The sequence below is a fragment of the Kitasatospora sp. NPDC051702 genome (genome assembly GCF_040681575.1).
Classification (GTDB): Bacteria; Actinomycetota; Actinomycetes; order Streptomycetales; family Streptomycetaceae; genus Kitasatospora.
In genome coordinates this window covers 21520-33259 of record NZ_JBFAZB010000050.1, presented here as the reverse complement: position 1 = coordinate 33259, position 11740 = coordinate 21520, and the positions used below count along the sequence as shown (strand labels likewise).

Here is an 11740-nt window from a genome sequence, read left to right as displayed (position 1 = left end):
CCGCAGCGACGGCCGCGGGCACCCGGCGCGCCCCCGAGGCGGCCGGCGCCAGTCGAGGGGGCGGAGCACATGGCGGGCATGCCGGACGGCGACGGGGTGGCGGGGGACCCGGGGCGGTACCTGCTGCGGATCCGGGACCTCAACGGGCGGCTGCACGGCTTAGGGTTCGTCGCCGACCCGAGGGGCACCGTCCTCACCGCGCACGAGGCCGTCGCCGGCCTGGACCGCCTCGTGCTGCACACCCCCGGCGGGCAGACCCGGGTGCTCGGCCCCGACGCCGTCCTCGCGCTGCCCGGGCACGGACTCGCCCTGCTGCGCACCGACGCGGTCGGCGGGCTGCCCGTACCGGCGCTGCCGGTCGCCGCGCTCGCGGCCGGACACGAGGTGGTGGTGCCCGCGCTGGCCGGGGAGGACGACCGGGCCGTGGCGCTGCGCTGCGGCCTGCTGGGCGTCACCGGCCTCGGGTACACCGGGCCGGACGGCCGCCACCTGCCGGGCGGCGTGCTGCTGCTGGACCCGCCGGTGGTCGCCGGGGCCTCGGTGCCGGCCGGCTCGCCGGTGCTCGACGCCCGCAGTGGCGCCGTGGTCGCGCTGGCCGCGCCCGCCCTGGGCGGCCCGCGGCACGGCGGCGCGCTCGCCGCGGTGCCGGCCGGCGGCGGCGCGGCGGCGGCCGCCCCCGCGCTGGCCGAACTCCTGGCGCGCAACGCCGCCGCGGTGCCCGCCTACGGGCCCGCCCTCAACCTGGCCGGGGTGCTGCGGCTGGCCGCCGTCCAGCTGGCCGCCGCCGGGGCCGGACCGGGCCGGGTGGCCGGGCTCGCCGCCGACCGGGTCGACCGGCCCGACGGCCTGACCGGGGACGAGCCGCGGACCACCGTCACCGCCGTGGTCGGCGCCCCCGGCAGCGGGCGCACCACCGAACTCGCCGCCCTCGCCGCCCGCCGGGCCGACGGCGCCCGGCAACTGCCGACCCTGTGGCTGCGCGGCGCGGACCTACGGGCCGGGGACCGCTCGCTGGCCGAGCCGGTGGAGCGGGCCCTGGCCGCCGCCGCGGCCGAGCTGGGCACCCCCGCGCCCGCGCCGGAGCCGGTGGCGGCCCTGTGCGCGGCGGCCGGCCGCCCGCTGCTGGTGGTCCTGGACGGCCCGGAGGAGGCGCCCGCGCCGCTCGAGCCGCACTGGCTGCGCGGCGCCGGGGACTGGCTCACCGGCTGCGGGGCGCGGCTGCTGACCGCCTGCGCCGAGGAGACCTGGGAACGGCTGGCGGCCGAGACGTGGGGCGGCGGCGCGGCCCGCGCCGGGTATGACGAGGAGCCGGCCCCGTACGGCGACCTGGCCAGCGCCCCCACCGTCCGGATGGACGGCGCCGGCCCGGGCGCCCCCAGCCTGGGTGGCCACCGGCTCGGGCCGCTGCCCGCCGAGGCGGCCGAACGCGTGCGCCGCCGCTACGGGCTGCCGCCGGGGTGGCCGGCCGCCGCCGACGCCCGGCACCCGCTGGCCGTGCGGCTGGCCGGCGAGCTCTGGGCGGAGGGCCTGCGCGGGGAGCCGGGCGGGCGGGCGGAGCTGTTCGGCGGCCACCTGGACCTGCAGTGCCTGCGGGTGGCCCGGCGGCTCGTCGAGGACCCCCGGCCCCGGCGCCCCGGCGCCCACCGGCGGGGCGCGCCGGCCGGTCCGGCGCAGGGGCGGGTGCGGCGGCTGGCGGCGGCGGTCGCCGGGCGGGTGCACGAGGCGGCCCGGCGGATGCTCGGCGCCGATCCGGGCGGGCTGGGCCGGGAGGCCTTCGAGGAGCTGTTCCCGGCGGCCGGCGGCTGGGCCACCGCGGTGCTCGCGGAGGGCCTGTTCGTCCCGGCCGGCACCGGCTTCCGGTTCGCGCACGGGGAGTTCGCCGACTGGCTGCAGGGCTCGCACCTGGATCTGGACGCCGCGCTGCGGCTGCTGCTGGGCGAGGCCGAGGACACGCCCACCGGGCCGGCCGGGGGGCGCGTCCCGGCGGGCCGGGCGTGCGGTGTCCCCCGGCACCGGATCGGCCCGGTCGTCGCCGCGCTGCGCCAGCTGGCGGAGGCCTGGGACGCGCCGGCGCTGGACCCGTGGCTGCACCGGATCGGGCGGGCGCTGGACCTGCGCCCGCCCGGCAGCGAACCCGCCTGGTGGGCCGGACGCCTGCTGACCGCCGGACTGGCCGCCAGCCCTGACCCGGTCGAACACCTGGCGCTGCTGGAGCAGTTGGCCGATCGGGCCGCCGACGGGGGAGCGGCGTTCGGTCCGGCCTTCTGGACCGGCCTCGGCCTGCCGGTCGAGGCCGAACTCGCCCTGCTGCGCCGCCTGGTGGTCGCGGACGGCCCCGGGCAGGGCCACCTGGCCGCGGTGGCCGGTCGGCTGCGCGCCGACCCGGTCGCGGTGTTCCCCCTGCTCTGCGGCTGGTTCGAGGACGGACGCCGGCTGCCGGGGCGCCCCGGTCACACCGTCGCCGACCTCGCCCACGACCTGCTGCACGCCCACCGCCGGCTCGCCCTGGACGAGTTGGCGGACGCGCTGGTCGACGCCGCGCACCCGCGGGCGGACGCGCTGCTCACCCTGCTCGCCGCCGAGGAGCCCTCCGCGCTCTGCCGGGCGGTCGACCGCTGGAGCCACGACCGGCGGCCCGAGCGGCACGTGGCGGCCGCCGTGCACGCCCTGCGGGTCGCCCCGCACGCCGTCGGCGCCGCCGCCGGGCTGCTGCGGTTCACCGCGCAGACCCTGCTCGCCCGCGAGGACGAGCCGGGCCTGCACGGAGCCGCCCTCGCCCTGCTGCTCGGCGATCCGGCGACGCGTGCCGGGCACCTCCCGGCCGCGCTGGCGCTGCACCGGGCGGGCGGCGACGCCTTCCTCACCGCCGCGGCGCTCGCACCGGCGCTGGAGAGCGACCCGGAGCCCGTCCTGGCCGCGCTGGCGGACCGGCTGGCCGCCCCCGGTGCGGCGGTCGCCGAGACCCTGCGGGTGCTCGCCGACGCGACGGCCCCGGTGGCCACCCGCCGCGGCGCCGAGCTGGCGGCCCGGCTGCTGCGCGAGCGGCCGGAGCTGGCCGGCCCGGTGGCCGTCGACTACCTGGGCCGGCGGCTGGCCCGCGCGGCGACCGGTGGCCCGGCGGCCCGGCTCGAGCTGCGGGTGCTGCTCGGCGGAGCCCTGGCGGCCCGGTCGCCCGCCGTGCGCCGCCCGTTCGCCCGGGTGCTGTCCGCCCCGGTGGCCGACCCTGCGGCGGACGCGTTGCGCTGCGAGCTGCTCGACACCCTGCTCGCCACCGAGGCCGACCCGGCGGTGCTGACCGCCGCGGTGGAGGGGCTGGCCGAGCACTGCGCGGCCGAGCGGCCGGCCCGGGCCCGCGCGGTGCTGGCCCGGGCGGCGCCCGCGCTGGCGTCGGCGGACGAGGTGCTGGTGGGCTGCGCAGGACGCTCGGCGGCCTTCGCCCGGCTGCTCGCCGAGTGGCCGCAGGACGCCGCCCCGGCTCCGCCGGAGGGCCCCCGGCTGGCCCGGATGCGGGGCCTGGTGGCGGCCGGCCGGGATCCCCGGAGCGCCGCCGCGGAGGCGGAGCGGACCGCCGCCGGGCGGGCCGTACGGGCGCAGGTGCGGTCAACCCGTATTCCGGTGCCGGAGCAGGAGCAGGCGCATGGCACGCTATAGGGGTTCGGGTTTGAGCGTTTGAGCGTACAGAGGGTACGCGCCGTACGGAACAAGGAGCGGTCAGGGTGCAGCGCTGGCGTGGCCTGGAGGAGATCCCCGGTGACTGGGGACGCAGCGTCGTCACCATCGGTTCGTTCGACGGGGTGCACCGCGGGCATCAGCTGATCATCGGCCGGGCCGTCGAGCGTGCCCGCGAACTCGGCCTCCCCACGGTCGTGGTGACCTTCGACCCGCACCCCCGCGAGGTCATCCGCCCGGGCAGCCACCCGGCGCTGCTCGCCCCGCAGGCGCGCCGCGCCGAGCTGATCGCGGGCCTCGGCGTGGACGCGGTGCTGGTGCTGCCGTTCACCCCGGAGCTCTCCCAGGAGTCGCCGGAGACCTTCGTGCAGCAGGTCCTGGTGGACGCGCTGCACGCACGGACCGTCATCGAGGGCCCCAACTTCCGCTTCGGGCACCGGGCCGCCGGGGACGTCGCGCTGCTCGCCGAACTGGGCCGGGCGGCCGGCTTCGACGTCGAGGTGGTCGACCTCCAGGTGAGCGGCAGCGCCGGGGACGGCCGGCCGTTCTCCTCCACGCTGACCCGCAGCCTGGTCGAGTCCGGCGACATGGCGGGCGCCGGAGAGGTCCTCGGCCGCCCGCACCGGGTCGAGGGCACGGTGGTGCGCGGCGCCCAGCGCGGCCGCGAGCTCGGGTTCCCGACCGCCAACGTGGAGACGGTGGCGCACAGCGCCATCCCGGCCGACGGCGTGTACGCGGGCTGGCTGACCGCCGACGGCGAGCGGATGCCCGCGGCCATCTCGGTGGGCACCAACCCGACCTTCGACGGCACCAGCCGCACCGTCGAGGCCTACGCCATCGACCGGGTCGGCCTGGACCTCTACGGGCTGCACGTGGCGGTGGACTTCCTGGCGTACCTGCGCGGGATGGAGAAGTTCGACTCCATCGAGGCGCTGCTCGACCGGATGGCCGACGACGTCAAGCAGGCCCGCGAGCTGACCGACGGCCGCTGACCGGCTGCTGAGCGCCGGCCGTCGAGCGCCGGTTGTCGAGTGCCGGCCGCCGAGCGCCGCACCGCCCGCGCGGAAGGGCCCGCCGACCACGAGGTCGGCGGGCCCTTCGGCGTCACTGCTGGGGCTGCGGCGGCGGGTAGCCGTACCCGGGCGGCGGCTGGTAGCCCTCCGGCTGGGCCGGCGGCGCGGGCTGCGGCGGCTGGCCCTGGGCGGGCGGGTAGCCGTAGCCCGGGCCCGGCTGCGGGGCGGGGGGCTGCTGGCCGGGCTGCGGCCAGGCCGTCGGGGCGGGCTGCGGCGGCGGGTATCCGTACCCGGCCGGCGGCGGGGTCTGGCCGGGCTGCGGTGCCCAGGGCGCCCCGGGGGCCGGCTGGGCGGCCTGGCCGGGCAGTCCCTGCTGACCCGTGTACGGCTGCGGGGCCGGCTGGCCGCCCTGCGGCGGGTACGGGGCCGCCTGCGCCTGCTGCTGCCACCCGGCCTGCTGGGCGGCGGCCTGCTGGGCCCGGGCGATGTCCTCGCCGACCAGGGTGGCCAGCTCGAAGTAGGCCTCGCGGACCTTGGGCCGCATCATGTCGAGGTTGACCTCGGCGCCGGCCGCCAGGCTCTCGTCGAAGGGCACCACGACCACCCCGCGGCAGCGGGTCTGGAAGTGCGCGACGATGTCCTCGACCTTGATCATCTTGCTGGTCTCGCGCACTCCGGAGACCACCGTGATGCTGCGCTGCACGAGGTCCGCGTAGCCGTGCGCGGAGAGCCAGTCCAGGGTGGTCGAGGCACTGGAGGCACCGTCCACGCTGGGGGTGGAGACGATGATCAGCTGGTCGGCCAGGTCGAGCACCCCGCGCATCGCGCTGTACAGCAGACCCGTGCCGGAGTCGGTCAGGATGATCGGGTACTGGCGGCCCAGCACGTCGATGACCTGGCGGTAGTCCGAGTCGTTGAAGGTGGTCGAGACTGCCGGGTCGACGTCGTTCGCCAGGATCTCCAGGCCCGAGTTGAGGTCCTGCGAGGTGAACTGACGGATGTCCATGTAGCTGCGCAGGTGCGGGATGGCCGTCACCAGGTCGCGGATGGTCGCGCCGGTCTGCCGCTTCACCCGGCGGCCCAGGGTGCCGGCGTCCGGGTTGGCGTCGATCGCGATCACCTTGTCCTGGCGCTCGCTGGCCAGGGTCGCGCCGAGCGCGGTGGTGGTCGTGGTCTTGCCGACGCCGCCCTTGAGGCTGATCACGGCGATCCGGTAGCAGCTCAGCACCGGGGTGCGGATGATCTCCAGCTTCCGGGACTTCTCGGCGGCCGCCGCCTTGCCGCCGAACTGGAACCGCGGCTGCTGGCGCTGCTGCTTGGGCTGGCTGCGCAGCAGCCGGTCCGAGGACAGCTCGACCGCGGCGGTGTAGCCCAGCGGAGCGCCGTGCGCGACCTGCTGCGGCGCGGCGGCCTGCTGGAACGCGGCGGGCTGCGCCTGCGGCTGGCCGCCCTGCGGCGGCCAGGGCTGCCCCGGGCCGGGCTGCTGCGGCTGGGCCGGCTGCTGGTAGGCGGCGGGCTGCGGCCAGCCTCCCTGGCGCGGGTCCACCGGCGCCGGCTGCGGGGCCGCGGGCTGCGGCTGGGCCGGGTCCGGCTGGAACGGGGCCTGCGGGGCGGCGCCCCACGCGGCGGCCTGCGGGTCCTGCGGCTGGTGGGCGGGGACCGGCTGCTGGTACGCCTGCGGCGCCACCGGCTGGGCGGGCGCCACCGGTTGGGCGGCCGGGGCCGGCTGGGCGGCCGGGGCCGGCTGGGCGGCCGGGACCGGGTACGGCTGCTGCGCGGCCGGGACGGGGCCGGGCTGCTGCAGCGGTGCGGGCTGCGGGTGCGGCTGTGCCGCGGCCTCGGCCGCCGGCCAGCCCGGGGCGACGGCCTGCGGGTACTCGGCGGCGGCGGGCTGCGGCTGCGGGGCGACCGGGGCGGGGACCGGCTGCGGGGTGACCGGGGCGGGGGCGACCGGGTCCGGCGCCGGGGCGGCCACCGGGAACGGGACGTGCTGCGCCTCGGCCTGGACGGGTGGGACGGCCACGGGCGCCTGGGGCTGCGCCTGCGCGGGCACCGGGGCCGGCGCGGACGGGTACGGGCCGGCGGCGGGGCCCACCGGAGCCGGGCCGGCGGGGGCCGGGGCGGTCGGTGCCTGAGCGGCGGGTGCCTGGGCGGCGGTGGCCGGTGCGGTCGGTGCCGACGGGGGGACGGGGGCCACCGGAGCGGCCGGAGCCACCGGGGTGGTCGGCCCGGCGGGGTTCGGGGCCGGGGTCGCCGGTGCCGCCGCGGCGTCCGTCTGCACGTACCAGGACGGGGGAGTGTAGTCAGGCGCGTCCGACCAGTCGTCGTCGTCCTCCGCCGCGTTGTCGCCGACGTAGACGCCGTCCCGATCGCTGCTCACTAGGGCTCCCTCGTGTTCGCCGCCGCTTGTTCAGCGGTGCCGTTGCCGCATCACAGACTAGGCCGTGCGGCAACCCCCCTTGAAGGCGGCGTCCGATCCCGACCGGGGCCCCGGCCGGGATCGGCGGCTCAGTCCATCCGGCGCGGCCCGCCGAGAACCTGCTGCTCGGCCGGCCCGGCGACGGCCCGCACGTACTGACGGCGCATCCGGGTGGTCCACAGGGTGAGGTCGTCGCCGAGGGCGGGCAGGGCGGCGACGTCCTCCGGGGGGAGCGAGAGCACCCGGCCGGTCAGTTCCGCCTCCTGCGGGGAGATCCGCTGCAGGCCCACCAGGTCGGCCGCGTTGAGCACCCGGGCCGCGTTGGGGCCCAGGTAGGGCAGCAGGGTCAGGGTGGTCTGCCAGGGGGCGGCGGAGAGCCGGCTGCGCGGCGGGCGGGCGCCGAGGTCGCGGACGACGAGGACCGGCGAGGTCACCGAGGCGCCCTGCGGGCCGAGCCGGCCGACCTGGTGGACCGTCACGCACGGCTGTCCCCCGCCGGCGGCCTGCGCCAGCGGGCCCCAGAGCTGCCCGCGGGCGGTCTCCACCGCGACCCGGGCGCCGGTCGCGGCCGCGCGCAGCGCGATGACCTGGGCCGTCCACACGCCGCCGACCAGCACCAGGTCGTAGGCGCTGGGCCGGAACAGGCCGAGCACCGCGGGCTGCCCCTGCGGGTCGGCGCCGATCACCACGCCGTCGTCGCCGACCGGGAAGGCCAGCGCCCCGAGGTCCGCGGGGTCGAGCACGTGCTTCTCCCGCCGGGGGCCGCGCAGCCCGAAGCCGGGCAGTATCCGCGCCCGCACCCGGGGCCGTTCGGCGCCGTGCTGCGGGCCGGGGGCCGGATAGGTCTGGTACGCCATCAGGACGCTCCTCCCAGCGGCAGGGTGGCGAGCACCCCGGGGGCCTGTTCCAGGTCGAGCCGGACGAGGCCGAGCCCGGCGCCCTGGGCCCGGGTCTCCACCTGGCGGCCGACCTGTACCACCTCGCTCTCGCTGCGCCCGGTGACCCGCAGGTGGCCGCTGACGGTGACCGAGCCGCCGGTGCCGTGCCCGGCGGTCAGGCTGAAGGTGCTGGCCAGCGCCGGGGTGCCGGTGATCAGGTTGACCAGGTCGGGGGCGGCGATCCGGCCGGGGGCGCCGCCGGGGCGGCTGAGCTGCGGCCAGCGGGAGATCCAGTAGGTGCTGTGCCAGCGGTCGTCGATCCGCCAGAACCGGTTGCCCTCCTGGGTGCGGCGGGTGGTGCCGCCGCCGCTGCCGGTGCCCTGGCGACCGGCCACCGCGATCGGATTGGCGCAGGTGGAGATGGCCAGGGCGGCGATCAGTTCGCGCTCGTCCAGCACGGTGGCGTTGAACCCGGCGCTGTTGAGCCGCCCGGCCAGCTGGTCGGTGACCCGCTGCAGCGCCTTGCGGGCGCCCTCCTCACCGCCGCCGCGGGCCCGGACGGCGGCCGCGGCCCGTTCGGGGTCGAGCTTGAGGGCGACCCAGGTCAGCCGGAGGCCCGGAGTGGCGGTGCCGTCCGGGAGTTCGCGGTAGGCGCGGGCGGCGAGGGACTGCTCGGGCAGGTGCGGGGCCGGGGCCGGCTGGGTGTGCTGGACGAGCTGCACCGACTCCAGGGTGATGTCGTCCACCGTCAGCGCGGAGCAGACCACGTCCAGCGGCAGCGGCAGTGCGGTCCGCACCGGGCGCAGCGGCTGGTCCTTGGCCTGGACGAGCAGGACGGAGCTGAGGAACGTCCCGTCGCCGACCATGCCGGTCTCGCGGCGCACCGGGCGGCCGCCGAGGTCGGCCTCGGTGGCGTGGGTGCAGGTGCGCAGCGCCGGTTCGAGCTCCAGGGCCGGCGCGAGCGCCGGGTCGGTGCCGGCCGGGGGGAGCGTGCTGCGGGCCTGCCGGCGGCGGGACTTGAGGGCGGCGCGCACCCGCAGCAGCTCGGCGACGGTGCGCCCGCGCAGCGGGACCGCGGCGCACACGACCAGGACCAGGGCGACCGCGCCGAACCCGGCGGCGACCGGTCGGCTGATCGTCCAGCCGACCGCGACCAGCGCGGCCGCGACCTCGACGAGGACGAGCTGTTGGAGCTTCAGCCGGCCGCCGAGCAGGCCGGGCCGGGGGTTGACCCGGACCGCGACGGGCCCGCCGCCACCGGGCTGCGGCGGCTCGGGCGCGGCCCCGGCGGCCGCGGTGCCGCGCTGCGCCCGGCCGGAGCGGCGCGACCTCCCGCCCGTTGCCGGGTCGCGGCGTCCTGGAGCGGTCTGGCTTGGCATCCCCCGGTGACCTCTCTGATCGGTTGTCGCGGCCCGGCTGGCTGGTTCGCGGACCCTACCCGTACGGTACTCACCGGCTGCTGCCGCATCGTAGAGGGTTCGCGCGGGTCGCCGCCCGGCGGGTGCGGGCGGCGGGGCAGGCCGGTCTGACCATGTCCGACGAGGGGGACGACGAGGATGGCATCGCGCCGGGACGAGCTGAACGCGTACACGTTCGCGCGCAAGCGCACGGTGGGGGCGTTCCTGCAGCCCGCCGGCGGCGGCAGCGACGAGGACGCGCCGCGGCCGGTCAAGGCGGTGCTGCCGAGCGTCCTGGTCGGGGCGCTGGTGGTCGCCGGGTTCGGCCTGTGGGGGGTGTTCAAGCCGAGCGCGCCGCTGCACTGGGACGACGGCAAGAGCGTCATCCAGGGCAAGAAGTCGACCACCCGGTACGTGGTGCTGACGGATCCGGACGGCCGGACCAAGCGGCTGCACCAGGTGCTGAACATGTCCTCGGCGCGGCTGGTGCTGCCGGCCGACGCCAAGGTGGTCGTGGTGGACGACGGGGTGCTCGACGCCTACCCCAACCACGGGCCGACGATCGGCATCCCGTACGCGCCGGACAAGCTGCCGAGCAAGGACAACGCGGGCCGGCCGATGAAGTGGTCGGTCTGCGACCGCCCGGGTTCGGACGACAAGCAGGAGACCGTCAACCAGGCGGTGTTCGTGGCGGCGGGCCAGGACGCGGCGGCCCTCTCGGCCAGGGACCGGATGCTCGGCCCGGACCAACTGCTGCTGGTGCAGCAGGCGGACGAGCAGCAGGTCTCGGTGCAGCCGGCGCCGGGCCAGCCGGGCGCCCGGCCGGGAGACGCGAAGGTGTTCCTGGTCGACGCGCAGGGGCGCAAGCACGAGATCGGGTCCCCGCAGGCGGACGACAAGGAGCGCAAGGCGCTGATCACCGCGGTCTTCGGGCCCAATGCGGTGCCGCAGCGGGTCAAGCGCGAGTGGCTGGACACCCTGGTGCCGGGCAGCCCGGTGGTCTTCCCGCAGATCGACGGGGTGGCGGACAGCCAGGGGCCGAACTCCTCGGTGGCGCTGGGCAACCAGGCCGACCGCCGGATCGGCCGGCTGGTGCACTACCAGGACCGGAACTACGTGGTCGGCAAGGACCGGCTGTACCTGGTGACGGCCTTCCAGGCGGAGCTGATCCGGCAGAACCCGGCCTACCAGGTCCTCTACAAGTACGACGCGGACAGGAAGCCGCGCAGCGACGAGATGACCCCGGCCGACCACGCCGCGTTCGGCGGCGACACCCGGCTGCCGAACGCCGGGGACGACTGGCCGCTGAAGGCCGCCGCGCCGGCCAACAACTGGCAGGACCGCCAGGACCCGCGCCTGGTGGTCTGCAGCACCTTCGACGGCGTCGGCGAGGACGGCCGCACGCCCAGGCGCAGCGTCTGGGCCGGCCCGGCGTACCCGGCGCCGTACAACAACGGTGCCGGCGCGGCCTACGTGACCCCCGGTCACGGCCTCTTCTACCGGGCGATGGACAACACCGCGGGCGGCTCCGGCACCGACTTCCTGATCACCGAGACCGGTCTGCGGTACTCCGTTCCGGCGAACGGCGACGGTGGCCGGGGTGCCGCCGCCGCGCCGTCCGCGGGTGCCACCGCGCCGCCCGGGGGGCAGTCGGGCGGGGGCGGCGCCACGAAGTCGCCGACCCCGCAGCCGGGCGCCACCGCGCCGGACCAGCAGCCCCAGCAGCAGGACGAACCCGGCGCCAACCAGGCCCGGTTGGGCTACCAGGGGCTGCAGCCGCTGCCGGTGCCGCGCGAGTGGTCCAACCTGGTGCCGGCCGGTCCGCCGCTGACCGCGAAGAGCGCCGTGCAGCCGCAGAACGCCTGACGGGCGGGGCCGGACAACCGAATTGGCCCCCGTGTCATGGTCTGGTAACTACTCTGTGCTCGGTGTTGGGCGGGTTGCGCCCGCCGACTACAGTGCACGTGGGCATCACTCGGGTGATGCGGCGGCTCGGGCCGGGAGGCCCTCCGTACACACGGCTTGTCTCATGGGGGATGGTGGAACATGGCTCAGGGTCAGTTCACGATGACGGCACAGGAGATGCTGGCGTTCGCCAAGCGGATCGAGGAAGCGGTCGGCAAGATCGAGGCCGAGCGGCAGAAGCTGATCAGCACGGTCGACGGCGTCACCGGTGGCTGGCAGGGCCAGGCGGCCACCGCCTACAAGACCCTGCAGGAGCAGGTGAACACCGACATCGCGAAGCTGAAGGAGTCGCTGACGGCGATCCAGCACGCGATCGAGCTGACCACCAAGCACTACGCGAGCACCGAAGAGGAGCAGAAGGCGCTGTTCGCCTCCGCGCAGGGCTGATCACCGCACCGC

The 11740-nt window shown here is 77.7% G+C and carries 7 protein-coding genes; 4 read left to right on the top strand and 3 right to left on the bottom strand.

Annotation, left to right across the window (positions count from 1 at the left end):
* The first annotated feature begins 69 nt into the window (after positions 1–69).
* Both AB0N04_RS31585 and AB0N04_RS31580 read left to right on the top strand, forming a co-directional pair.
* Entirely contained in the window at positions 70–3651 is a 3582-nt protein-coding gene (locus tag AB0N04_RS31585) for a serine protease (protein ID WP_360214431.1), read from the top strand.
* Positions 3652–3716: 65 nt separating this feature from the next.
* The gene (locus AB0N04_RS31580) at positions 3717–4661 is read left to right on the top strand and encodes a bifunctional riboflavin kinase/FAD synthetase (RefSeq protein WP_360214429.1); all 945 of its coding nucleotides are present in this window, start codon (positions 3717–3719) and stop codon (positions 4659–4661) included.
* 112 nt (positions 4662–4773) lie between these two features.
* Here AB0N04_RS31580 and AB0N04_RS31575 read toward each other — a convergent pair whose 3' ends face one another.
* From AB0N04_RS31575 to eccE, 3 genes are all read right to left on the bottom strand, one after another.
* Positions 4774–7062, bottom strand: a complete 2289-nt coding sequence (locus AB0N04_RS31575; protein ID WP_360214427.1) for an AAA family ATPase — start codon at positions 7060–7062, stop codon at positions 4774–4776.
* A 128-nt stretch (positions 7063–7190) separates the two neighbouring features.
* Positions 7191–7958, bottom strand: coding sequence for a hypothetical protein (locus AB0N04_RS31570; protein ID WP_360214425.1), 768 nt, complete (start codon positions 7956–7958; stop codon positions 7191–7193).
* Positions 7958–9358, bottom strand: a complete 1401-nt coding sequence (gene eccE / locus AB0N04_RS31565) for a type VII secretion protein EccE (RefSeq protein ID WP_360214423.1) — start codon at positions 9356–9358, stop codon at positions 7958–7960. Before eccE ends, AB0N04_RS31570 begins: the two co-directional genes overlap by 1 nt.
* Positions 9359–9535: 177 nt before the next feature.
* Here eccE and AB0N04_RS31560 point away from each other — a divergent pair, with 177 nt between their 5' ends.
* Positions 9536–11242 (top strand): type VII secretion protein EccB, encoded by a 1707-nt coding sequence (locus tag AB0N04_RS31560; protein ID WP_360214421.1) that lies wholly within the window; start codon positions 9536–9538, stop codon positions 11240–11242.
* Positions 11243–11422: 180 nt separating this feature from the next.
* On the top strand, positions 11423–11728 hold the full coding sequence (locus tag AB0N04_RS31555; protein ID WP_360214419.1) for a WXG100 family type VII secretion target: 306 nt from the start codon (positions 11423–11425) through the stop codon (positions 11726–11728).
* Positions 11729–11740 lie beyond the last annotated feature (12 nt).